Below are 23,642 nucleotides of genomic sequence, written 5' to 3'. Positions count from 1 at the left end.
CAAGTTTTCACTTGGCCCTAGCGCAACCACCCTTCTATTGTCCCCGACCTTCATTGATATCCTTCCTTGGTAACCCGTTTAACGATTTTGTGCAAGTCGTTCAGGCCTCAGCCAGTACCGCGGCCTCTTCAACCCCCACTGAGACCAGGCGCGACACTCCTGGTTCCTGCATGGTCACCCCCATCAGACGTTCGGCCGCCTCCATGGCAATCTTGTTGTGGGTGATAAAGATAAATTGCACCGTTTCCGACATCTCCTTCACCAGCTTGGCGTAGCGGCCAACATTAGCATCATCGAGCGGAGCATCGACTTCATCGAGCATGCAGAACGGTGCTGGATTGAGTTGAAAGATGGCAAATACCAGTGACAACGCGGTCAACGCTTTTTCTCCCCCCGAGAGAAGATGAATGGTGCTGTTCTTCTTGCCCGGCGGGCGTGCCATGATGGCGACACCGGTTTCCAGTAAATCCTCGCCGGTAAGCGTCAACCATGCAGTTCCCCCTCCGAAAACCTTGGGGAAAAGCGTCTGTAGGCCGGCATCGACCTGATCGAAGGTCTGCTTGAAACGCGTCCGTGTTTCCTGGTCAATCTTGCGAATCGCCCGATCGAGAGTCTCCAGCGCTTCGCTCAATTCGGCATGCTGGGCTTCGAGATAGTCGCGTCGCTCGGCTTGCTGATCGTATTCCTCGATGGCCGCCAGGTTGATCGCTCCCAGGCGACGAATCTTGTCGGCGAGCTCTTCCAGACGCGTTTGCCAGGCCGACTCGGTGGCATTGGGATCCAGCGCGTCCGCCAGCCGCGAGGCATCGTGGCCCAGCTCCGCGAGGTGTTCGTCCTGAACATCGGCCTTGAGTTTCAGGGCCTGCACCTGCATGCGCTCCTCCTGCAGGCGCTCGCGAATCGCCTCCAGATTGCGCTCATGGCCCTGACGCGCCAGTTCATCGTTGCGCAACTGCTCGGCAAGGCCGGTTGCCTGGTCGCGGCAGGCATTCAGTGCCTGCTCTTCCTCGGCACGGCGGTGCAGCAGCTCGTCGAGACGTTCGCGATCGTCCTCTTCGGGCTCACGCAGTCTCTCGCGGCTTTCCTCGAGTTCGGCGCACTTCTCCTCGAGCCGTTCGCGCGACTGGTCGGCACGCCCTTGCTGCTGCGCCAGCCCGGCACGCTCGGTGGTCAGGCGCTGATGCTCCAGTGCCAGTTGCTGTGCCTGGTCGGCCAATGGCCGCTGACGACTGCGCAGGCTGGCCAGGCGCTCCTGGGCGCTCCGCCGTTCGCTTTCCAGGGCATCGCGCTGCAAGGTGCTGTCTTCCAACGTGGCCATGGCCGCCTGCCAGCGATCGCGTGCCGCTTCCAACGCCATGGCCCGGTCCTCGCGTTGTGCGTCAAGGCGGGCGAGTTCCTCGTCGAGTTCCCGGGCCCGGCTGTCGAGATGCTCGAGTCGCGTGGCCAGGTTGCCTTCCTGCAAGGCGAGCTGCTGTCGCTGCCGGTCCAGGTCGCGCTCTTCCTGCCGGCACTGTTCGAGGGCCGCTTCAATCTCCTGGATGTGCGCCTTGGCGGTCTCCAGCCGATCTTCATGCGTGGCCAACCGGGTCTCGGTATGGTCGAGTTCCAGCGCCACCTCGTCACGCCGCCGCCGGCTGACGAGCAGGCTATCGGCGGCCTCGGTCGCCCCTCGACGGCGCGCCCAGCCACGTCCCAGCCACAGCCCATCGGCGGTGATCACACTCTCGCCGGGCGTCAACTCGGCCTGCTTGGCCCAGGCGGCAGCCGGGGAGTCGGCACAATGAATGCCGGCCAGCAAGGCGGCCGCCACGCCGCCGCCCCGAACTCGCGCCGCCAGGCTCGCGTCATCGTAGGCAACGATATCCGGTTCCGCGCCTTCGACCAATGGCAACTCGCCGGCCGCCAGCGTTGCCAACGCGTCGTGAGCGGTGGCGAGCGGAACGAGGCGTGCATTGAGCCAAGGCGAGAGCACCCAGGACACGACGCCCTCCCAGCCGGCCTCGACCTCCAGCCGTTCCCCCAGCCGCGGTGCCTGCTGCAGGCCATGGCTGCGCAGATGCGCTTCCAGGGCCTCGTCGTTGTCGGCCAGGCCGGCCTGGATCAGGGCATCCAGCGAGGCCAGTTCGCCCTGTAGGCTGCTGCGCGTCTGACGATCGTCTTCGCGGGCCCGTTCGCTGGCCGCCATCTCCTCCTGAGCGGTCTGGCGTCGTTCGAGAAGAGTGTCGCAACGCGCCTCCAGCGTCTCGCGTGCCAACCCGAGTTCGGCCAGTCGCTCGGTCAATTCGCCACGCTGTTCGCGCAGTTCGCTGACATCGGGAAGCTCCTGTCGCTGCTGGCGACGCCGCTGGTCTTCGGCGGCCAGCGATTCGAGCGCCTGTTCGAGGCTCTTCACCTGATCCTGGGCACGCTCGGCATCATGACTGGCCTGACGCAGGGCGTCACTGAAGGCATTCCAGCGCTCGCCGGTCTCGGCGTCGACTGCCTCGGCCTCCTCGAGGGCCTCCTCGAGCTGGGCCAGCGACTCGGCGATTTCCTCCTGCTCCGGCCCCAGCGTCTCGAGGCGCGCATCGAGTGCCTGGAGGCGTTCCCCATCCGCCTCACCGAGTTGGTCGAGCTCGGCCAGTTCACGGCGCACGCTTTCCAGGTCGCGGGCGAGTTGCTGGTCGCGGGTGCGCGCGTGCTCCAGGCTCTGCTCGAGACGGGCGATCGTCGCGGTGGTGTCATAGAAGCGTGCCTGATGCGCCTCGAGTTGTTCGGCCAGGCGATCGTGCTCGATGCGGGCCTCCTCGAGGCGCGTCTCGCACTGGCGTTGACCGAGAATCTCGCGCTCGACCTGGGTTTCCCGATCGCGGACGCGGCTCTCCTGCTCGTCCTGCTGGGCGCGCAGGGCACGGGCGCGCAACAGCGCCAGCTCGCCCTTGAGTCGGTATTCCTCCTGTTTCAGGGTCTGGTAGCGCTTGGCCGCTTCCGCCTGACGCTTGAGGCGTTCGAGCTGCTTGTCGAGTTCCTCACGGATGTCGTCGAGACGCTCCAGGTTCTCCTGGGTGCGGCGCATGCGGTTCTCGGTCTCGCGGCGGCGCTCCTTGTATTTGGAGATGCCGGCGGCTTCCTCGAGCGTGGCGCGCAGGTCCTCGGGGCGCGCCTCGATCAGCCGCGAGATCATGCCCTGGCCGATGATGGCGTAGGAGCGCGGGCCCAGGCCGGTGCCCAGGAACAGGTCGGCGATATCGCGGCGGCGACACTTCTGGCCATTGAAGAAGTAGCTGGACTGGCTGTCGCGCGTGACCAGGCGTTTGACGGCGATCTCGGCGTACTGGGCATAAGGACCACCCATGCTGCCGTCGCGGTTGTCGAACAGCAGTTCGATCGATGCCTGGCCCACCGGCTTGCGGCCGGTGGAGCCGTTGAAGATGACATCGGTCATCGATTCGCCACGCAGGGTCTTGGCCGACGACTCGCCCATCACCCAGCGCACGGCGTCGATGACGTTGGATTTGCCACAGCCATTGGGCCCGACGATGGCCGTCATATTGCCATCGAAAGGCACCGTGACCGGGTCGACGAAGGACTTGAAGCCGACCAGCTTGATGGACTTGAGACGCACGGCTATTCGACAACCCTGTCGATGACCACGTCGACGGGCTCGCCGTCGGTATCACCCACCGCCACCGCGTCACGGTCGCCGAACAGATCGCCGGCCTGGGGCGTGGCCTGGCCACTGGCAGAGACACGCACGACCACACGGGCCTCATCGACCTGGGACAGGCGTGCCCGATCGCTCATGGCGCTGGTGTCATCGAGCGTCACCGTCAACGGCAGTTCCGCGACTTGCGCCCGGGTCACCGCCAGCGGCGGTAGTTCGCCTTGCAGGTCGCGCGCCACCACGAACACGGTGGCATCCTCGCTGACCTGGTCACGCAGCGCCTCGTCGAGAGTGATCCGCACGCGGATGCCGGGCCCTTGAGACGACGCCGTCTCGAGCTCGTCGGGCGGCACGCCCAGGCGTTGCTGCGCCACGGCGATGCCCTCGCGCAGCGCCGCTGCCGAGCCGGGGTCGTCGAAGCCGGCGATGGCACGCCGCCAGTAGTCGATGGCCTCTTCGTAGCGGGCACGGTCGAAGGCGTGGATCCCCAGCATGCCAAGCACGGTGGGCTGACGCGGGTCCCGCTCGAGGGTTTCGTCGACCAGTGCCTGCACCTCGTCGGTCAGCGTGCGGTTGGCGACGAAGAACCGGATCTGCGCCAATTGCGCCAGCAGGGCGGGCTGGCGACCCTCCAACTCGATCAGACGCTCGAGCGCTTCGATGGCCTTCCCGCCCTGATTGCTGTCACGGTAAAGGGGGAACAAGGCCATCCAGACATTGGGGTTGTCGGGCTGGCGAACGGCCTCCTCCTCGAGGCGTTCGACCATCATCGACAAGGACCCATCGGGCTGGTTGAGCACCTCTTGCTGAATGGCATGCAGCGCCAGGTCGCCTTCGGCACCCTGGTGCTGATACCACAGCACGCTGGCTACCACGACCCCCAGCACCACCACCGGCACGGCCACACGCCCCGCCGTCGGTGACTTGAGCGGACGACGCTGCAGCCCTTCGGTGTCCTCGAGCAGGCTGCGCTCGAGGTCCAGGCGATCCTCGTCGAAGCGCCCCCGGTCGATCTCACCACGCTCCAGAGCCGCCTCCAGGGAAGCCAGGCGCCGGCGGTAAACCGCCACGTTCTGCTGAGCGGTGCGATCATCGGCCTCGAAGTCCCGTTGGGCGGCGTGCACTGTGCCGGCGGTGCGCAGCGGCATCACCAGCAACCACAATGCCGGTAACAGCAGCAGGCCAAAGGCTACCCAGAGTAACGTCATTCGGTCCCCTTGCGATTGATCAGGGCATCCAGCCGGGTACGTTCCTCGGCACTCAACTGGCGTGCCGAGGCCCGACGACGAGAGCGTACGATCAGAACCACCAGCACGGCGCCGACGAGTACCAGTATCGCCGGCAGCCCCCACAGTAACCAGGTGCGCCCCTCAAGGCGGGGATTGTAGAGCACATAATCGCCAAAGCGGGCGACCATGTAATCCTGGATCTCGCGGTCGGAGCGTCCCTCACGCAGCAACATGTCCACCCGCTCGCGCATGTCCTTGGCGACCGGCGAGTTGGAATCGCCAATGGCCTGGTTCTCGCACTTGGGGCAGCGCAGCGTGGTGGTCAGATCGTGATAGCGCTGCTCCATGACCGAGTCATCGAACTCGTGGACTTCCACCGCAGCGACGACCAGGCCGGATATCAACAACAGACCCAGGACGGCCAGTCCACGCCAGCTCATTGCCATTTTTCCACCTCCGGCATGATGGTGTCGTTCACGTCTTCGGGCGTGATATAGCCGGTGTGGTGATAGCGAATCACGCCATCGCCATCGACCAGGAAGGTTTCCGGCGCCCCATACACCCCGAGCTCGAAGCCCAGATCGCCTTCGGGATCGAAGATATTGACCTCGAAGGGATTCCCGAACTCATCGAGAAATTCACGGCCCTTGTCACGGGTGTCCTTGTAGTCGACACCCACCAGGCGCACGCCACGTTCGGCCAGATCGAGCAGTTGCGGCATCTCCTGCTTGCAGGTTGGGCACCATTCGCCCCACACGTTGACCAGCGTGACCTCGCCACCCTTGAACAGCGACTCGTCGACCCGCGCCTCGGGGTCGTCGAGGGTCGATAGCGAGAAGGCCGGGAAGTCGCGGGCCAGCAACGCGGAATCGCGCTGGAAGGGATCCAGCGACAGGCCCATGTAGAGGAACCCCGACAACAGCAGAAAGCCCACCAGGGGCACGAGTAACAGTAGCCGTCGTTTCATGCCGATACCTCACGCGACAGGGGCGCCGACTGCGGTGCCTCCCGAGTGCGCTTGAGACGATAGCGGCGATCGGCCACCGCCAACAGGCCACCGGCGGCCATCAGCAGGGCACCCAACCATAGCCAGCGCACGAAGGGTTTGTACTGGATGCGCAGGGCCCAGGAGCCATCCCCCAGGTCTTCGCCCATGGCGACATAGAGGTCACGGAACAGGCCGGGGCGCAGCGCCACATCCGTCATCGGCATGCCCCGGGCGAGATACAGCCGCTTCTCGGGTGCCATGGTGAAGGAGCGAGCACTGCCGTCACGGTTGACCCGGATGGTGGCGGTATCGGCCAGGAAGTTGGGGCCACGTCGATTGCGCAGTTCGGTCATGGTGAAGGTGTAGCCGGCGACCTGCACGCTGTCCCCCGGCGCCATGCGCACATTGCGCTCGACGTTGTAGTGGGAGACCACGGTCACCCCGACGATGGTCACCGCCAGCCCCAGATGCCCGAGGACCATGCCCCAATGGGCCAGCGACAAGCGCTTCAGCCCGGCCAGCCGCGACGGCGCCTGGCGCGTCTTGTCGAGCAGATCGCTCACCAGCGACAGCACGATCCACAAGGCGATTACCAGCCCCAACGTCACCCACAGGTTCCACTCGCCGCCATACACCAGCGGCACGATGCTGCCGATCACCAGCGCCGTGGCCCCCGCCAGCGCCAGGCGCCGCAACAACTCACGTCCCGACATGAGTTTCCAGCGGGCATTGGGGCCAAGCCCCATGAACACGCACAGCATCGCGGTCAAGGGCACGAACAGGGCATTGAAGTAAGGCGGTCCCACGCTGATCTTGCCCAGCCCCAGCGCGTCGAGAAGCAACGGATAGACGGTCCCCAGCAGCACGGTGACGGTCATGATCACCAGCAGGATGTTATTGATCAGCAGCAAGGCATCCCGCGATACCCAGCTGAAGGCCACGGCGTGACGCACGCGGGGCGCGCGCAGGGCGAAAATCAGCAGCGACAGACCTACGGTGGCGCCCAGCAGGGCCAGGATGAACAGCCCCCGTGACGGATCGTTGGCGAAGGCGTGCACCGACGTCAGTACACCGGAGCGCACCAGGAAGGTTCCCAGCAGCGATAGCGAGAAGGTCGTGATCGCCAGCAACACCGTCCAGCTCTTGAACGAACCGCGCTTTTCGGTCACCGCCAGCGAGTGGATCAGCGCCGTGCCGGCGAGCCAGGGCAGCAACGAGGCATTCTCCACCGGGTCCCAGAACCACCAGCCGCCCCAGCCCAGCTCGTAGTAGGCCCACCAGCTGCCGAGCGCGATTCCCACCGTGAGGAAGGCCCAGGCGATATTGGTCCAGGGCCGTGCCCAGCGCGTCCAGGCGGCATCCAGGCGCCCGCCCAGCAGGGCCGCGATGGCGAAGGCGAACACCACCGAGAACCCCACATAGCCCATGTATAGCATCGGCGGGTGGATGATCAGGCCGAAGTCCTGCAGCAGCGGGTTGAGATCGGCCCCGTCCTGGGGAATCGACGGCAACAAGCGTTCGAAGGGGTTGGAGGTGACCAGGATGAACGCCAGGAAGCCAACCGACACCATGCCCATCACACCCAGCACCCGGGCGATCATGTCCACGGGCAGGTTGTGCGAGAGACGGCTGGCGGCGAAGCCCCACCCGGCCAGCATCAGGATCCACAACAGCACCGAGCCTTCATGGTTGCCCCACACGGCACTGAACTTGTAGTACCAGGGCAGCATGGAATTGGAGTTGTTGGCGACAGTGGCCACGCTGAAGTCGTCGAGCAGGTAGCTCAGGGTCAGGCACGCATAGGCGGTGGCCACGAACAGGAACTGACCGGCCGCCATGGGCCGCGCGAAGGCCATCCACAGCGGGCGACGCGTGGCGGCCCCGGCCAACGGCATGGTCGCCTGAACGACCGCCATCAGCAACGCGATCACCAGGGCAAAGTGGCCGATTTCGGGAATCATCTTGATCAGCATGGGCAACTCCGGGCTAGTAGGCGTCGGCCTTCGCGCCACTGTTTCGCTCGCCATAATCGGACGGCGAGTATCCCGACGCCTTCAGGGCCTCGGCGACTTCGCTGGGCATGTAGTTCTCGTCATGCTTGGCCATCACCTGGTCGGCCTGGAACCGACCATCTTCGTTCAACTGACCGATCACCACCACGCCCTGCCCTTCACGGAACAGGTCCGGCAGGATGCCGCTGTAGTGGACTTCCACGTCCTCGACGAAGTCGGTGATGACGAACTCGACGTCGAGACTGTCGGGGTTGCGCGAGACGCTGCCTTCCTTGACCATCCCGCCGGCGCGGATCTGCCGCTCGATGGGGGCTTCGCCGGCGGCGATCTGAATCGGGCTGAAGAACAGGTTGATATTGGCACGCAAGGCATACAGCGTAAGCCCCACCGCGATCGCCGCCAAGGCCATCACCCCCAGGACGATGAAAAGTTTCTGTTTGCGTTTAGGCGTCATCGCTATCGGTCCTCGGCATGTCGCTTTCGACCCGGCGTTCACGGCGCGCCAGTCGGCGAAGATCTCGTAACAGGCGCCGGCGCTCATGGCGGGCATGGACCACACAGGCCACCAGCAATACGGCAGTCATGCCCCAGGCCGACCAGACGAAACGCGCATGCCCACCCATCTCGAAGAATTGCTGTAGGGATTCGAACGCCATCAACGTCCCTCCCCGGCCAGCTCACGCACCCAGCGCTTGCTCGACTCGCGGCGCAGTATCTCGCTGCGGGTGCGCATCAGCGTCAGGGCGATGAAGAAGCTGTAGAAGCCCAGCACCATCAATAGCAGCGGCCACCACATCTCGGCCGGCATCGCGGGCCGCGAGGTGATGCTGAAGCTCGCCGGCTGATGCAGGGTGTACCACCAGTCGACGGAATACTTGATGATCGGGATATTGATGACCCCGACCATGGCCAGTACCGACGCCGCCCGGGAGCCGCTGTCACGGCTGGCGAAGGCGCCACGCAGGGCGATCACGCCGAAGTACAGGAACAACAGGATCAGCATCGATGTCAGGCGGGCGTCCCACATCCACCAGGTGCCCCAGGTCGGCATTCCCCATACCGCGCCGGAAAACAGGGCGATGAAGGTCATCGCCGCACCCAGCGGCGCCATCACCGCCGCTGCCATATCGGCGATCTTGATCTTCCACACCATGAAGATCACCGCGGCCACCGCCAGGCTGACGAAGATCGACTGGGCCAGGAAAGCCGCCGGCACGTGCACATAGATGATACGGAAACTGTTGCCCTGCTGGTAATCGGCGGGAGCGAAGGCCAGGCCCCAGACGCTCCCCACCAGGATCAGCAAAGCGGCCGCGACCCAGAACCAGGGCTGCAGCCGGGCGCTGATGCCATAGAACCACTTGGGGGAGCCGAGCTTATGAATGAAGGCCCACATGACCCACTACCTCTCAACCGTTGATACTGATGCGCAGCGCGGCGGCGATGGCCCAGGGCGCCAGCATCAGAGCCACCGCCAGCAAGGCGCCGAGAATTGCCAGATGCGCCGCCACTCCGTCGCCGAGGATCGCCGCCTGCACTGCCCCGGCACCGAAGATCAGTACCGGAATGTAAAGCGGCAGCACCAACAGCGACAATAATACGCCACCGCGGGCGAGCCCCACCGTCAAGGCCGCGCCGATGGCGCCGATCAGGCTCAGACTGGCACTCCCCAGTGCCAGCGACAGCGCCAGGATCAGATAACTGCCCACCGGCAGTGCCAGCATCAGGCCCAGCAATGGCGCCATCAGTGCCAGCGGCAAGCCGGTCAACAGCCAATGTACCGCCACCTTGGCCAGCACCATGGCCGGAAGCGGCTGTGGCGCCAGCAACAGCTGCTCGAGGCAGCCATCATCGAAGTCGGCACGAAACAGGGAATCGAGTGACAGCAATGTGGCCAGCAGCGCCGCCACCCACAACAGGCCCGGGGCGATCGACGCCAGTAGTGCAGGATCCGGGGAGATGCCCAGCGGGAAGAGCGTGATCACCAGCGCGAAGAAGACCAAGGGATTCATGATCTCGCTGCGCCGTCGCAGCATCAGGATCAGGTCGCGCCGGATGGTGGCCGCTATTGCGACCCCGAGCCCGCCCCTGGGTTCAATTGCCCTCATCGCTTCACTGGCCTGCATGATGTACCGCTCCCCGGCCCAGGCGAATGCGTCGTAACTCGCCCAGGGGTGCCAGGTCATGATGCGTGGTCAGCAATACGCTACCTCCTCGCCGAGCATGCGCCAGCAGCCGCTGTTCCAGCTCGGCAACGCCATCGCGATCGATGGCGGTGAACGGCTCGTCGAGCACCCACATGGGGCGTTCGATCAATTCCAGCCTGGCCAGGGCGATGCGGCGCTGCTGTCCCGCCGACAGTTGCGCGGCAGGGATGTCCTCGAACCCGCTCAGCCCCACGGCAGCCAGCGCCGCCATGCGCGCGGCTTCGCTGCCGACTTCGCCGGCCAGCGCCTGGTACCAGGCCAGATTCTCCAGTGGCGACAACGCCGCCTTGACGCCGGGAGCATGTCCCATATAAAGCAGGTTGGCGAGAAAGTCGCCGCGCACCTGGCGCATGGGCGCCCCACACCAGAAGAGTTCGCCCTGATAGTCGGCCAGTTGCCCCGAAAGGATCTTCAGCAGGGTGGTCTTGCCGCTACCATTGGGGCCTTCGATGCGCACGATCTCGCCGGCCTCGACCGCGAGATCCAGATCGCGGAACAGCCAGCGATCGTCGCGCTCACACGCCAGGCGTCGTGCCTCCAGGCGGAAGGTCACCGCATTCTCCAAGCCGGGTAATCCGCCCGGCACTTTACATGGAAAGGCCGCGGCTCGCCAGCGCTCCAGGCTGCGTCAGCCGGTCGCAGTGAGACACTTTTGTCGTGGCTCAGGCCCAAACCTTACGTCGCTCTCGCTTGCCAGCGGCCAGACGCTTGCTATGATGCGACAAGTGCTGTAAATATCAACAGGTCCCCATGCGCCTCGCCGCCTGAAAGGGAGAACAATCAATGCCGCACACCGCCCCGCACTATCTGCACCGCCTGGCCAACCTGCCACTGACGGATGCCTGGGAAGAGATCGACGCCACCGACCTGATCGAAGTGCCCCTGCTCGGTCGCGTCTCCGCCGGCTTGCCGATCGAGGCCTGCCCCGACCAGGCCAGCGTCTATATCCCCTCGCGCATGGTAAGGCGCAACACCTATGCCCTGCGGGTGTGCGGCGACTCGATGATCGACTGCAATATCCACGACGGCGACGTGATCATCATCGAGCGCCAGGAGAGCGCCGAGAACGGCGAAACCGCGGTGGTGATGATCAACAGCCAGGAAGTCACCCTCAAGAAACTGTATATCGAGAAATCCGGCGTGCGTCTGCAACCCGCCAACGAAAGTATGCCTCCCATCTATCTAAAGAACGACGACATCCAGGTGCTCGGGCTGGTGATGGGCGTGATGCGACAACCCGCCAGCGCCGCCTGATGCCCTACGCGATCCCCGACCTCCCCACCGGCGAATGGCGGGAAAGCGAGCTGGAGGTGGAGAAAAGCCGCTTCATCACCTGGGTCTGTCGTGCGCCGGAGCCGCCTGCCTTCGAAGCACTACTGGCCGCGGCACGCCAGGCCCACCCTGGCGCCAGCCACCATTGCAGTGCCTTTATCGCCGGCCCGCCGGGCGAGCAGCAGGCCATCGGCTTCTCGGACGATGGTGAACCCGGCGGGACCGCCGGCCGCCCCATGTATCAGGTGCTCGATGGCTCGGGGCTGGGGCAGATCGGCTGTGTGGTGATTCGCTATTTCGGCGGCACCAAGCTCGGCACCGGCGGCCTCGCCCGCGCCTATTCACAGGCGGTCGCCCAGGCCCTGGAACACTTGCCGACCCGCGACTTCACCCCCCGAACCCCACTGCGGTTGAAGCTCGACTTCGCCGGCGAAGCGGAAGCCCGTGCCTGGCTTGCCAGCCAGGACGTCCCCGTCGAGCACGCCGACTACGGTGCCGATGGCGTGATTCTCACCGTGGGCTGGCCACAGCACGCTGCCAAGGACTTCGAACCGCTGGAGGCGCGGCTCAAGGGACGCCTGAAAACGCTCGATTGAGCCTGCCCCACTCACGACCACGGCGCCCGATCGGGCGCCGTGGTCGTTTCGCTGTCGAGTCTCTTATCCCAGGTACTTGATCATCACCCCGGCGGCCACCGCCGAGCCGATCACGCCGGCCACATTGGGCCCCATGGCATGCATCAGCAGGAAGTTGTGCTGATTGTACTCCAGGCCGATCTTGTTGGAGACTCGCGCCGCCATCGGCACCGCCGAGACGCCGGCCGAGCCGATCAGGGGGTTGATCGGCATCTTGCTGACGGAGTTCATCAGCTTGGCCATCAACACACCGCAGGCGGTACCGATGGCGAAAGCCACGATCCCCAGCCCCAGGATGCCCAGCGTTTCCAACGCCAGGAAGCGGTCGGCGACCAGCTTGGAGCCCACCGAAAGCCCCAGAAAGATGGTCACGATGTTGATCAGGGCGTTCTGGGCGGTATCCGACAGGCGCTCGACCACCCCGCACTCGCGCATCAGGTTGCCGAAGGCGAACATCCCCAACAGCGGCGCGGCATCCGGCAGGAACAGCACCACCAGGATCAACAGCACCAGCGGGAAGCAGATTTTCTCCAGCTTCGGCACCGGGCGCAGTTGCGTCATGACGATCTGACGCTCCTTGGCGGTGGTCAGGGCGCGCATGATCGGCGGCTGGATCAAGGGCACCAGCGCCATATAGGAGTAGGACGCCACGGCAATGGCCCCCAACAATTCCGGCGCCAGGATGCTCGACACATAGATCGAGGTCGGCCCGTCGGCCCCGCCGATGATGCCGATCGCCGCCGCCTGATTGAGCGAGAAGTCCATGACCCCGATCGCCGAGAGACCCACTGCCCCGACCAAGGTGGCGAAGATACCGAACTGTGCCGCCGCGCCCAGGAACAGGGTGCGCGGGTTGGCCAGCAGCGGACCGAAGTCGGTCATCGCCCCGACGCCCATGAAGATCACCAACGGCGCGATGCCAGAGGCGATCGCCACGCTGTAGAAGTGATACAGCATGCCGTGGGTGTAACCGGCGTCCATGGCGAGATCGTTGGCATGGCGCAGTTGCTCGGGCGAGAGGTCGCCGTGCAACGCCTCGCCGATCGCATGACGCCAGGCATCCAGCCCTGACGCGGGATCGGCGCTCAACCCCAAGGCACCGCCCAGTTGCCCGAGCACCTCGGGGCGGGCCAGGTGTGCCGCCTGCTCGGCGGCCGACAGCGCCAGCCCGGCCTCGGGAATGTTGGCCAGGATGCCGCCGAAGCCGATCGGCACCAGCAACAGGGGTTCGAACTTCTTGTGAATGGCCAGGTACAACAACACCAGGCCAACGACGAGCATCCCCGCTTGGCCGAGGCTCAGGTTGTAGAGCCCCGAGCCGTACCACAGAGTCAGCAATTTTTCCATTATCGCGTCCCTTAGAGGACGATCAGCGTATCGCCGACCGATACGCTGTCGCCTTCCTTGACTCTGACCTCGGAGACGGTGCCGGCAGAGGCGGCACGCACCTCGGTCTCCATCTTCATGGCCTCGAGGATGATCACCACGTCGCCTTCGGCGACGCTGCCACCCGGCCCGACGTTGACCTTGAAGATATTGCCGGCCAGCGGTGCCGCGATCCTCTCCCCAGTGGATGCGGGCGCACGCTCGGTAGCGGCGGGAGCAGCCGGTTGACCAGCCCCTTGCTGCTGCACCTGGCCGATCTCACCGCCTTCGGCGACCTCGACCACATACTGGTTGCCGTTGACGGTGACGGTATAGGTTTCGGGACCGGATGCCGCCGCCGTTGCCGGCGCATTGGCCCCGGCCTGTGCCGGCAGGTTGTTGGCCTGGCCATTGTTCTCCGGCGCCTGCGGGGCCGGCTCGAAGACGTCGGGGTTGTCGCGGTTCTTGAGGAATTTCAACCCGATCTGCGGGAATAGCGCGTAGGTCAGGACATCGTCGATCTCGCGCTCGCCCTGTTCCAGACGAATGCCCTCCTCACGAGCCTTGGTCCGCAGCTCCTCGCGCAGACGCTCCATCTCCGGCTCGAGCAGGTCCGCCGGACGGCAGGTGATCGGCTCCTTCCCTTCCAGTACCCGCGCCTGCAGCTCCTTGTTGAAGGTGGACGGGGCGGCACCGTATTCCCCCTTGAGCAGCGCCTGGACCTCCTTGGAGATCGACTTGTAACGCTCGCCCATCATCACGTTCATCACCGCCTGGGTACCGACGATCTGCGAGGTCGGCGTGACCAGGGGAATGAAGCCCAGGTCCTCGCGCACCCTGGGGATCTCGGCGAGCACATCGTCGAGCTTGTCACCGGCGCCCTGCTCCTTGAGCTGGCCTTCCATGTTGGTGAGCATGCCGCCCGGCACCTGGGCAACCAGGATGCGCGAGTCGATGCCCTTGAGCGAGCCTTCGAAAGCGGCGTACTTCTTGCGCACTTCGCGGAAATAGGCAGCGATTTCCTCGAGCAACTCGAGATCGAGCCCGGTGTCGCGATCGGTTTCCTTGAGGATCGCGACCACCGACTCGGTGGGACTGTGCCCATAGGTCATCGACATCGAGGAAATGGCCGTGTCGACGTTGTCGATCCCCGCCTCGACCGCCTTCACCGCCGTTGCCGTGGACATGCCAGTGGTGGCATGGCACTGCATGTGCACGGGGATCGACAAGGACTTCTTGAGTCGCGACACCAGATCGAAGGCCGTGTAGGGCGTCAGCAGGCCGGCCATGTCCTTGATCGCCACCGAATGGGCGCCCATGTCCTCGAGCCGCTTGGCCAGGTCCACCCAGCCTTCAATGGTATGCACCGGGCTGACCGTGTACGAGATCGCCCCCTGAGCATGGCCGCCCTGGGCGATGACCGCCCGGATGGGGTGCTCCAGGTTGCGCGGATCGTTCATCGCATCGAAGACACGGAACACATCGACCCCGTTGGTGCGGGCACGCTCGACGAACTTGTCGACCACATCGTCGGCATAGTGGCGGTAGCCCAGCAGGTTCTGGGCACGCAGCAACATCTGCTGACGCGTGTTGGGCATGGCCTCCTTCAGGGCACGGATGCGCGCCCAAGGGTCTTCGCCGAGATAACGGATACAGGCATCGAAGGTGGCTCCACCCCAGGATTCCACCGACCAGAAACCGACGCGGTCGAGCTTGTCGGCGATCGGCAGCATGTCCTCGAGACGCATGCGGGTGGCGAACAGCGATTGGTGTGCGTCTCGTAGCACCACATCGGTGATGCCCAGCGGACGTTTGGTCTCACTCATGACCTTATCCTTATTGCTCTATGACTCTGAAATGCATGACTCAGGGGCGTCCGGCGAACCAGTGCCCTGGAGGTCCGGCTCAGCGACGATGTCGCTGGCGATAACGGTGCACGGCGGTGCTGATCACCGCCATCAGCTCGTCACCGCCCTGTGTCGGTGTTGGAGGGCGCCTGAGCGTATCGTCGTCCTCATCCTTGGCCGGCTCCGGCACCAGGCGCCCGACCGTTTTCGACATCGCGGTCGTGGCGATCACCAGCACGGTCAGAAAGACGAAGACGAAGCCCATACCGAAGACCATCAGGTACAGGCCTTCCTCTAGCAGCTCAGTATCCAGCATATGATTCTATCCCCTTACTCTGCCCTACAGCGGCGATAACCTGCCCTGTAAGCACTTTTTGGCTGGTACAATAACCTGCCTGAATTTTCCCGTATTGCAATGACACCATGGTTGATCGACAGGTTGTTAATTTACTACATAAAGGCCGCATCGGCCTAGCGCCCATGGAAGGCGTGATCGACGCCCACACCCGCGCCCTGTTGACTGCCACCCCTGGTTTTGACTGGACGGTGACCGAATTCGTGCGCGTGGTCGATGCGCGCCTGCCGTCGCGCGTATTCCTCAAGCATTGCCCGGAACTCGCCCACGACCAAGTGGCGACTCCCAGCGGCATCCCGGTGCACTTGCAACTGCTCGGCTCGGACCCCGAGGCACTCGCCGCCAATGCCCGGCAAGCCCTGGCACTGGGTGCCGTGAGCCTGGACCTCAATTTCGGCTGCCCGGCCAAACTGGTCAACCGCCATGACGGCGGCGCTTCATTGTTGCGCGACCCGGCCAGGGTACAATGTGCCGTCGCCGCCGTTCATCGTGCCATCGACAGCGCCATCCCCGTGACCGCCAAGATCCGCCTGGGCTTCGCCCACCGCCGCCTGGCGCTGGACTGTGCCCGTGCCGCGGAGGACGGCGGTGCCGCCCAGCTGGTCGTCCACGCACGCACCCGCGACGAAGGCTATCGCCCCCCGGCACATTGGGAGTGGATCGGCCGGATACGCCGCCACCTGTCCATCCCCGTGATCGCCAATGGCGATATCTGGTGCCTCGAAGACTACTGGAAGGCACGCACCCTGTCCGGCTGCGATGACGTCATGCTCGGCCGTGGCGCGCTTGCCGATCCCTGGCTGGCTCCACGCATTCGCCATTGGCAACGAACAGGGCAGCGCCTTGCCGGCACTCCCTGGGAAGCACGCGCCGAGATCCTGACCGCCTATGCTGCATTGCAACGTAACATACTTCCCGATCGCGTGGTGATTTCGCTACTTAAACAATGGTTGAATCACATGCGTGCACGAGACGCTGAAGCGGTACGACGCTTCCAGGCACTGCGTCGCCTGACCGAACTCGATGCCTTTCTCGATGGCCTGCGATCGGCGTCGAGCCCGGGACACCGTCTCGGCGCCCAGGCCGCACTCGTCACCGATTAGACAGGCAAAAAGAAGGCGCCAGTCGCGAGACGGCGCCTTAAACGACCGCTGAGCCAGCCCAACGCCCCATTCCAGGGACATAGCCGGCTCGGCTAGCAGATGATCGGCAGTGGTCCATACAGGACCAGGAGACAGAAAACCCGCCCTTGATCAAGGACGGGTCGATATCTGGCGCGCCCGGGAGGATTCGAACCTCCGACCACCTGATTCGTAGTCAGGTACTCTATCCAGCTGAGCTACGGGCGCAAACGACAGCAACGAAGGCCATGAACCCGGTTCACGATGAGCCGGTACCACACCTTTCGCCAATGCAGAACTGAACGAAATCTTGGCGGGCTTTCGTCAGCATGAAGATGGCGCGCCCGGGAGGATTCGAACCTCCGACCACCTGATTCGTAGTCAGGTACTCTATCCAGCTGAGCTACGGGCGCTTGTCTTCACTGTGTCGACGAGCCATTCAGCGATGAAGAATGGCGGAGAGAGAGGGATTCGAACCCTCGATGGGGCTATAAACCCCATACTCCCTTAGCAGGGGAGCGCCTTCAGCCACTCGGCCATCTCTCCCTCATCAACACGGCGCGTATGTTACCGTTTCAGAAGGCCATTGTCCAACGTCCGCGATAACTTTCTGCTGCAATCCACCACCCAGACTCAGCATACCGGTGACGGGCAACGGTCATGCCGCAAAAAAGCCGGCCAGGCACCATCGCCCAACCGACCCACACGGCGGACTCCTGGCAATCTCAAGCGTACATCATGCCTGAGACCCCTCACCCCCTTCGGACTTTTCACGTTGAATGCGCTGATAGATCTCTTCGCGATGCACGGCGACATCTTTTGGCGCATTGACACCGATTCGGACTTGATTCCCCTTCACTCCCAATACGGTCACGGTGATATCGTCACCGATCATCAGGGTTTCGCCGACTCGGCGGGTCAGGATGAGCATGGCTGATCTCCTTCTCAGACTTCTAGCAACGGGATGCGCATGGCAACATTGAGCGATGCGACAGCGCATTATGCGACATGCATGCCCAACGGCCAAATGCGTCGGCTCCATGACACCCGATGTTCTTGTTCAAACAATGTCAAACGAGCATTCAGACAACTTCCCTAAAGCGTAGAACCTGACAGCGCATTGCAAGTTCCTTTATTCTTCAGCTTCGATATCGCTCTTGTCCAGGCCAAAGGCTCGATGCAACGCCCGTACTGCGAGCTCCATGTGCTTCTCGTCGATCACTACCGAGATCTTGATTTCCGAGGTGGAAACCATGCGGATATTGATGTTCTCGTCGGCCAGCACACGAAACATTTTCGACGCCACTCCGGCATGCGAGCGCATGCCCACGCCCACCAGTGAAACCTTGGCGATATTGTCGTCGCCGCGCAGTTCACCGCCACCCAAAGCAGGGATCACCTGCTCCTGGAGGATCCTCATGGTCTGCTTGTAGTCGCCCTTGGCGACGGTAAAGGTGAAGTCGGTGTAATCGCCGACCGGCGCCACATTCTGCACGATCATGTCGACTTCGATGTTGGCATCGGCGATCGGGCCGAGAATACGCGAGGCGACACCCGGTACGTCCGGCGTGTTGAGCAGGGTCAGCTTGGCCTCGTTGGCGGTGAAAGCGATACCGGAGATCAGCGGTTCTTCCATGGAGTCCTCTTCTTCATCTGTGTCAGCGACGATCAGGGTGCCAGGGCCATCCTCGAAGCTGGACAGCACACGCAGCGCCACATTGTATTTGCCGGCGAATTCCACGGCGCGAATCTGCAGCACCTTGGAGCCGAGACTGGCCAATTCGAGCATTTCCTCGACGGTGATCGACTCCAGGCGCCGCGCCTTGGTGCAGACACGCGGGTCGGTGGTATAGACGCCGTCGACGTCGGTATAGATCTGGCATTCGTCGGCGTTGAGCGCCGCCGCCAGCGCCACCCCGGTGGTATCCGAGCCGCCACGGCCGAGGGTGGTGATATTGCCGTCCTCGTCGACGCCCTGGAACCCGGCCACCACGACCACCTGACCATCGTCCAGGTCGGCTCGCAGGTCATCGGTCTCGATACGCTGGATGCGCGCCTTGGTATGGGCGCTATCGGTCTGGATGCCGACCTGGGCGCCGGTATAGGACGTCGCTGCCACCCCCAGCTTGTGCAGGGCCATGGCCAGCAGCGAAATGGTCACCTGCTCGCCGGTGGACACCAGCATGTCCATCTCCCGCGGGGTTGGCTCGTCGTTGATCTGGCTGGCCAGGTCGATCAGGCGGTTGGTCTCGCCGCTCATTGCCGAGACCACCACCACGATCTGGTGGCCGTCGTCGCGAAAGCGTTTGACCTTCTCGGCCACGGCCTTGATGCGCTCCACCGAGCCCACCGAGGTGCCACCGAATTTCTGTACGTATAGCGCCATAGGAATTGCCCTGGTTAGGTTCGACCCTCGGCCGAACGGGTGGATGAGAAACTAAATGGGCCGGGGCATGCCTGCCAACCGGCCCGAAAGCAATCAGTTGAGCTGCGCCTCGACCCAGTCCGGCACACTGGCGAGTGCCTGGGGTAGCGCCGCGGCATCGCTGCCGCCGGCCTGGGCCATGTCGGCACGCCCGCCACCCTTGCCACCGACCTGAGCCGCCACGTGATTGACCAACTCACCGGCACGAATACGGCCGGTCAGGTCATCGGTGACGCCGGCGATCAGGTTGACCTTGCCGGCCTGGTTATCGGCCACCCCCAGCACCACGATGCCGGAACCGAGCTTATTCTTGAGCTGGTCCATGACGTTGCGCAACTCCTTGCCGGAGACGCCTTCGAGTTGCTTGGCCAGCAACTTGACACCGGCCACCTCGCGGGCTTCGCTGAGCATGTCGCTACCGGCGGCGCTGGCCAGCTTGGCCTTGAGACGCTCGAGTTCCTTCTCCAGATTGCGGTTGCGCTCGACGAGCGCCTCGACACGGCCTTCGACCTGCTCGGGCTTGGCCTTGAGGCGATCGCCGACACGCGCGAGACGCGCCTCCTGCTCACGGAAGTAGGCCAGCGCCGCCTCGCCGGTGATGGCTTCGATGCGTCGCACGCCGGCGGCGATGCCGGTCTCGGAAACGATATGGAAGCAACCGATGTCGCCGCTGCGCTTGACGTGAGTTCCGCCACATAGCTCGATGGAGAAATCGTCGGCGCCGATGGTCAACACGCGCACGTCATCGGCGTACTTGGCCTCGAACAGCGCCGCCGCCCCCTTGGCCTTGGCCTCGTCGAGGCTCATGTGTTCGATGCGCGTTTCCGCGTTCTCGAGGATCTGGGCATTGACGATGGCCTCCACCTCGACCAGTTGGGCCGGCGTCATGGCCTCGAAGTGGCTGAAGTCGAAGCGCAGGCGTTCGGCGCTGACCAGCGAGCCCTTCTGCTGGACATGCTCGCCCAGCACCATCTTCAGCGCCTTGTGCAGCAGGTGGGTGGCCGAGTGGTTGCGCACCGTGGCGGCACGCAGGCTGGCATCGACCTGCGGGGTGACCGCGGCGCCGACCTCGAGACGGCCGTCGACCACGAGCCCGTGATGCAAGTGGTGGCCGCCCTGCTTCTGGGTGTCGGTAACCTGGAAACGGCCTCCGTCGACATACAGGTAGCCGGTATCGCCGACCTGCCCCCCGGATTCGCCATAGAAGGGCGTGCGATCGAGCACCACCACGCCTTTCTGGCCTTCCTCCAGCGCCGCCAGCGGATTGCCTTCGCCGTCGACCAGCGCGATCACCTTGGCACGGTCCTCCAGCCGGTCGTAGCCGGTGAAGGTGGTTTCGCCCTCGAGCTCCAGCGCCGCCGCATAGTCGGCACCGAACTGGCTCGCGGCGCGGGCGCGCTCACGCTGTGCCTCCAGTTCGCGCTGGAAGCCCGTCTCGTCGAGGGTCACACCACGCTCGCGGCAGACGTCGGCGGTCAGGTCGAACGGGAAGCCATAGGTATCGTAGAGCTTGAACACCGTCTCACCCGGCAGCACATCGCCATCGAGTTCGCCCAGTGCCGCTTCCAGCAGGCCCATGCCGTGATCCAGGGTACGTGCGAACTGCTCCTCTTCCTTGGCCAGCACCCTCTCGATCTGGCTGCGGGCGCGGCGCAGCTCGGGATAGGCCTCGCCCATCTCGGCATCCAGCGCCGCCACCAGCTTGTGGAAGAACGGCTCGCTAGCGCCCAGTTTGTGACCGTGGCGAATGGCACGGCGGATGATGCGACGCAACACGTAGCCACGGCCTTCATTGGACGGCAGCACACCGTCGACGATCAGGAAAGCACACGAACGAATATGGTCGGCGATCACACGCAGCGACGGCGTGGTGGTATCGGCATGACCGGTGGCCTCGGCGGCGGCGGCCAGCAGATTCTGGAACAGGTCGATCTCGTAGTTGGAATGCACCCCCTGCAGCACGGCAGCGACACGCTCCAGCCCCATGCCGGTATCGATCGATGGCTTGGGCAAGGGATTCAGGTTACCGCCGGCATCGCGATCGAACTGCATGAACACCAGGTTCCAGATCTCGATATAGCGGTCGCCGTCTTCCTCGGGGCTACCGGGGGGACCACCCCACACCTCGGGGCCATGGTCGAAGAAGATCTCCGAACTCGGCCCACAGGGGCCGGTATCGCCCATCTGCCAGAAGTTGTCCTCGTCGAGCTTGGAGAAGCGCGCCGGGTCGACACCAATCTCGTCCTTCCAGATACGCTCGGCTTCATCGTCGCTGACGTGCACCGTGACCCACAGCTTCTCGGCCGGCAGCCCCAGGCGCTCGGTGAGGAAGTCCCAGGCGAAGCGAATGGCATCACGCTTGAAATAGTCGCCGAAACTGAAGTTGCCCAGCATCTCGAAGAAGGTGTGGTGGCGCGCGGTATAGCCGACGTTGTCCAGGTCGTTGTGCTTGCCACCGGCGCGCACGCAACGCTGCGCCGAGGTGGCACGCACGTACGGGCGCGGGTCGCGGCCCAGAAAGACATCCTTGAACGGCACCATGCCGGCATTGGTGAACAGCAGGGTCGGATCGTTGTCCGGCACCAGCGAGCTGGACGGCACGATGGTATGCCCCTGCTCCTCGAAGAAGGTCAGAAAGGCCTGTCTGATATCTGCGCTTTTCATAGGTAATCCATGGCGATAAGCGTGATGACGCTACGGGCAGGCGGCTGCCAACTCGGCGGAGCCGACCCGGCATGGCAGGCCTGGCGCCGCCCGGTGTCGTCGCAAGGGCGATTATTATAACGCAGTCGTCAAGGAACTTTCAGTGGGGCCGGTAATGCGCCAGGGAGAAGCGGTAGGATGGGGGATCGGTCAACTGTCCCAGGCATGGGCCAGGGCATGCTGCACCTGATCGAAGTCGAAACCGCGTCCGGCCAGGAAGCGCTCGCGACGCGCGCGCTCACGAGGCGAGTCTGCGGGACCGGCATAGCGCCGGGTCAACGCCTGGCAGGCCAGCTCGTACCAGTCGAGCGACTCGCTGGCCTCACACTCGGCGAGGGCCGCGCCGACCAGCTCCCGCGAGACGCCCCGGTTGCCTAGCTCGGCACGGATCTTCACCGGCCCCTGGCCACGTGACACTCGCGAGCGGATAAAGCTCTCGGCAAAGCGTGCATCGGACTGCAGGCCCTGCTCGAGCAAGGCATCGAGGCAGGTGGCGATCTCTGCCACGGCGTGGCCCTTGGCCGCCAGCCGCGCTTCCAGCTCGGCACGCGAATACTCGCGTCGGGCCAACAGCCGAACGGCATCGTCATGGGGCGACGCCTCACGCGAGGCGTCGCGATCAGGTCGGCGACCGAACATGACTTACAGCAGGTCGTCCTCGCGACCTTCCTCGGCGGTCACGGCCTCGACTTCCTTTTCCTTGTCCTTCGGCTCGGGGGTGGCCAACAACTGGGCGCGAATCTGGGACTCGATCTCGTCCATGACTGCCGGGTTGTCCTCCAGGAACTGGGCGGCGTTGGCCTTGCCCTGGCCGATCTTGCTGCCCTGGTAGCTGTACCAGGCGCCGGCCTTGTCGATCAGGTTGCACTGCACGCCCAGATCGACCACTTCCCCGGCATGATAGATGCCCTTGCCGTAAAGGATCTGGAATTCGGCCTGGCGGAACGGCGGCGCCACCTTGTTCTTGACCACCTTGACCCGCGTCTCGTTGCCGGTGACCTCATCGCCCGCCTTGACCGAGCCGGTGCGCCGGATGTCCAGGCGCACGCTGGAGTAGAACTTCAGGGCATTACCACCGGTGGTGGTCTCGGGGCTGCCGAACATCACCCCGATCTTCATGCGGATCTGGTTGATGAACACCACCATGCAGTTGGCGTTCTTGATGTGACCGGTGATCTTGCGCAGCGCCTGCGACATCAGGCGCGCCTGCAGGCCGACGTGAGAGTCGCCCATCTCGCCCTCGATCTCGGCGCGCGGGGTCAGCGCCGCCACCGAGTCGATGATGATCACATCGACGCCGCCGGAGCGCACCAGCATGTCGCAGATCTCCAGCGCCTGCTCACCGGTATCCGGCTGTGACACCAGCAGATCGTCGAGGTTGACGCCGAGCTTCTCGGCGTAGCTCGGATCGAGCGCGTGTTCGGCATCGATGAAGGCACAGGTCTTGCCCTGCTTCTGGGCCTGCGCGATCACCGACAGGGTCAGGGTGGTCTTGCCCGAGGACTCGGGACCGAAGATCTCCACCACCCGGCCATAGGGCAGGCCGCCGATCCCGAGTGCGATATCCAGCCCCAGCGAGCCGGTGGAAACCGAAGGCATCACCACCCGCGGGGTATCGCCCAGGCGCATCACGGTGCCCTTGCCGAATTGACGCTCGATCTGCGAAAGGGCGGCATTCAGCGCCTTGGAACGGTTGTCGTCCTGTGCCATCGATGGCCTCCTGAAGTCTCGAAAAACGGGAAGAAACGCTACGCTGGGATCGCTATCGACACGGCCGGGGCAGCGAGCCAAGCACTGTATGACTACACAGTAGTTTGATAAGGGGCAGTATGGCGAATTT

The 23,642-nt window shown here is 64.2% G+C and carries 21 protein-coding genes and 3 tRNA genes; 3 read left to right on the top strand and 21 right to left on the bottom strand.

All coding sequences use genetic code 11. The features are described from left to right. Positions 1-100: 100 nt before the first annotated feature. The 10 genes from smc to ccmA are packed head-to-tail and all read right to left on the bottom strand — an operon-like array spanning position 101 to position 10,632. Positions 101-3,604 carry a chromosome segregation protein SMC gene (gene smc / locus ACFOEV_RS12535; protein WP_386774405.1) on the bottom strand — a complete coding sequence of 1,168 codons (3,504 nt, stop codon included), beginning with the start codon at positions 3,602-3,604 and terminating at the stop codon, positions 101-103. 2 nt (positions 3,605-3,606) lie between these two features. After that, positions 3,607-4,851 (bottom strand): c-type cytochrome biogenesis protein CcmI, encoded by a 1,245-nt coding sequence (gene ccmI, locus ACFOEV_RS12530; protein WP_386774403.1) that lies wholly within the window; start codon positions 4,849-4,851, stop codon positions 3,607-3,609. Beyond that, positions 4,848-5,318, bottom strand: coding sequence for a cytochrome c-type biogenesis protein (locus ACFOEV_RS12525; RefSeq protein ID WP_386774401.1), 471 nt, complete (start codon positions 5,316-5,318; stop codon positions 4,848-4,850). The genes ccmI and ACFOEV_RS12525 overlap by 4 nt, the downstream gene beginning before the upstream one ends. Next, positions 5,309-5,839: a DsbE family thiol:disulfide interchange protein gene (locus ACFOEV_RS12520; RefSeq protein WP_386774399.1), complete on the bottom strand. Its 531-nt coding sequence runs from the start codon at positions 5,837-5,839 to the stop codon at positions 5,309-5,311. The genes ACFOEV_RS12525 and ACFOEV_RS12520 overlap by 10 nt, the downstream gene beginning before the upstream one ends. After that, positions 5,836-7,833 (bottom strand): heme lyase CcmF/NrfE family subunit, encoded by a 1,998-nt coding sequence (locus ACFOEV_RS12515; protein ID WP_386774397.1) that lies wholly within the window; start codon positions 7,831-7,833, stop codon positions 5,836-5,838. The genes ACFOEV_RS12520 and ACFOEV_RS12515 overlap by 4 nt, the downstream gene beginning before the upstream one ends. A gap of 13 nt (positions 7,834-7,846) precedes the next feature. Next, positions 7,847-8,326, bottom strand: a complete 480-nt coding sequence (gene ccmE, locus ACFOEV_RS12510) for a cytochrome c maturation protein CcmE (RefSeq protein WP_386774395.1) — start codon at positions 8,324-8,326, stop codon at positions 7,847-7,849. Further along, positions 8,316-8,528 (bottom strand): heme exporter protein CcmD, encoded by a 213-nt coding sequence (ccmD, locus tag ACFOEV_RS12505; protein WP_386774393.1) that lies wholly within the window; start codon positions 8,526-8,528, stop codon positions 8,316-8,318. The genes ccmE and ccmD overlap by 11 nt, the downstream gene beginning before the upstream one ends. Next, a complete protein-coding gene (locus ACFOEV_RS12500) occupies positions 8,528-9,268 on the bottom strand; it encodes a heme ABC transporter permease (RefSeq protein WP_386774391.1) in 741 nt (246 codons plus the stop codon). Before ACFOEV_RS12500 ends, ccmD begins: the two co-directional genes overlap by 1 nt. 13 nt (positions 9,269-9,281) lie before the next feature. After that, positions 9,282-9,998, bottom strand: coding sequence for a heme exporter protein CcmB (ccmB, locus tag ACFOEV_RS12495; RefSeq protein ID WP_386774390.1), 717 nt, complete (start codon positions 9,996-9,998; stop codon positions 9,282-9,284). Further along, positions 9,985-10,632: a cytochrome c biogenesis heme-transporting ATPase CcmA gene (gene ccmA, locus ACFOEV_RS12490; RefSeq protein WP_386774388.1), complete on the bottom strand. Its 648-nt coding sequence runs from the start codon at positions 10,630-10,632 to the stop codon at positions 9,985-9,987. The genes ccmB and ccmA overlap by 14 nt, the downstream gene beginning before the upstream one ends. Before the next feature lie 230 nt (positions 10,633-10,862). On the opposite strand from ccmA, the gene lexA reads away from it, so the two are divergent. After that, positions 10,863-11,333 (top strand): transcriptional repressor LexA, encoded by a 471-nt coding sequence (lexA, locus tag ACFOEV_RS12485; protein WP_386774386.1) that lies wholly within the window; start codon positions 10,863-10,865, stop codon positions 11,331-11,333. Continuing rightward, the gene (locus tag ACFOEV_RS12480; protein WP_386774385.1) at positions 11,333-11,947 is read left to right on the top strand and encodes an IMPACT family protein; all 615 of its coding nucleotides are present in this window, start codon (positions 11,333-11,335) and stop codon (positions 11,945-11,947) included. Before lexA ends, ACFOEV_RS12480 begins: the two co-directional genes overlap by 1 nt. 63 nt (positions 11,948-12,010) lie before the next feature. Here ACFOEV_RS12480 and ACFOEV_RS12475 read toward each other — a convergent pair whose 3' ends face one another. The 3 genes from ACFOEV_RS12475 to ACFOEV_RS12465 form a co-directional block, all read right to left on the bottom strand. Next, entirely contained in the window at positions 12,011-13,333 is a 1,323-nt protein-coding gene (locus ACFOEV_RS12475) for a sodium ion-translocating decarboxylase subunit beta (protein ID WP_386774383.1), read from the bottom strand. An 11-nt stretch (positions 13,334-13,344) separates the two neighbouring features. Next, positions 13,345-15,177, bottom strand: coding sequence for a sodium-extruding oxaloacetate decarboxylase subunit alpha (gene oadA / locus ACFOEV_RS12470; RefSeq protein WP_386774381.1), 1,833 nt, complete (start codon positions 15,175-15,177; stop codon positions 13,345-13,347). Between the two features lie 79 nt (positions 15,178-15,256). Beyond that, the gene (locus tag ACFOEV_RS12465; protein ID WP_386774379.1) at positions 15,257-15,514 is read right to left on the bottom strand and encodes an OadG family protein; all 258 of its coding nucleotides are present in this window, start codon (positions 15,512-15,514) and stop codon (positions 15,257-15,259) included. Between the two features lie 164 nt (positions 15,515-15,678). Between ACFOEV_RS12465 and ACFOEV_RS12460 the strand changes: the two genes are divergently transcribed. Continuing rightward, positions 15,679-16,656: a tRNA dihydrouridine synthase gene (locus tag ACFOEV_RS12460; protein WP_386774377.1), complete on the top strand. Its 978-nt coding sequence runs from the start codon at positions 15,679-15,681 to the stop codon at positions 16,654-16,656. Positions 16,657-16,825: 169 nt separating this feature from the next. Here the strand turns inward: ACFOEV_RS12460 and ACFOEV_RS12455 are convergent. The 8 genes from ACFOEV_RS12455 to recA all read right to left on the bottom strand — a co-directional run bounded on the left by ACFOEV_RS12455 (position 16,826) and on the right by recA (position 23,512). Continuing rightward, positions 16,826-16,902, bottom strand: a tRNA-Arg gene (locus tag ACFOEV_RS12455). Positions 16,903-17,010: 108 nt separating this feature from the next. Next, positions 17,011-17,087: transfer RNA gene (locus ACFOEV_RS12450), tRNA-Arg, on the bottom strand. A gap of 40 nt (positions 17,088-17,127) precedes the next feature. Beyond that, positions 17,128-17,220, bottom strand: a tRNA-Ser gene (locus tag ACFOEV_RS12445). A gap of 190 nt (positions 17,221-17,410) precedes the next feature. Continuing rightward, complete coding sequence (csrA, locus tag ACFOEV_RS12440; RefSeq protein WP_386774375.1) at positions 17,411-17,605, bottom strand: carbon storage regulator CsrA; 195 nt, start codon at positions 17,603-17,605, stop codon at positions 17,411-17,413. 201 nt (positions 17,606-17,806) lie between these two features. After that, positions 17,807-19,060, bottom strand: a complete 1,254-nt coding sequence (locus tag ACFOEV_RS12435) for an aspartate kinase (protein WP_386774373.1) — start codon at positions 19,058-19,060, stop codon at positions 17,807-17,809. A 93-nt stretch (positions 19,061-19,153) separates the two neighbouring features. After that, positions 19,154-21,763 (bottom strand): alanine--tRNA ligase, encoded by a 2,610-nt coding sequence (gene alaS / locus ACFOEV_RS12430; RefSeq protein WP_386774372.1) that lies wholly within the window; start codon positions 21,761-21,763, stop codon positions 19,154-19,156. A gap of 189 nt (positions 21,764-21,952) precedes the next feature. After that, positions 21,953-22,441, bottom strand: a complete 489-nt coding sequence (locus ACFOEV_RS12425; RefSeq protein WP_386774370.1) for a regulatory protein RecX — start codon at positions 22,439-22,441, stop codon at positions 21,953-21,955. Positions 22,442-22,444: 3 nt separating this feature from the next. Then, positions 22,445-23,512, bottom strand: a complete 1,068-nt coding sequence (gene recA / locus ACFOEV_RS12420) for a recombinase RecA (protein ID WP_386774368.1) — start codon at positions 23,510-23,512, stop codon at positions 22,445-22,447. Positions 23,513-23,642 lie beyond the last annotated feature (130 nt).

Origin of the sequence: Litchfieldella rifensis (assembly GCF_042646605.1) — a bacterium.
Taxonomy (GTDB): domain Bacteria; phylum Pseudomonadota; class Gammaproteobacteria; order Pseudomonadales; family Halomonadaceae; genus Litchfieldella; species Litchfieldella rifensis.
Note: the sequence above shows the minus strand (reverse complement) of the source record. Positions and strands in the feature narration are given on the sequence as shown.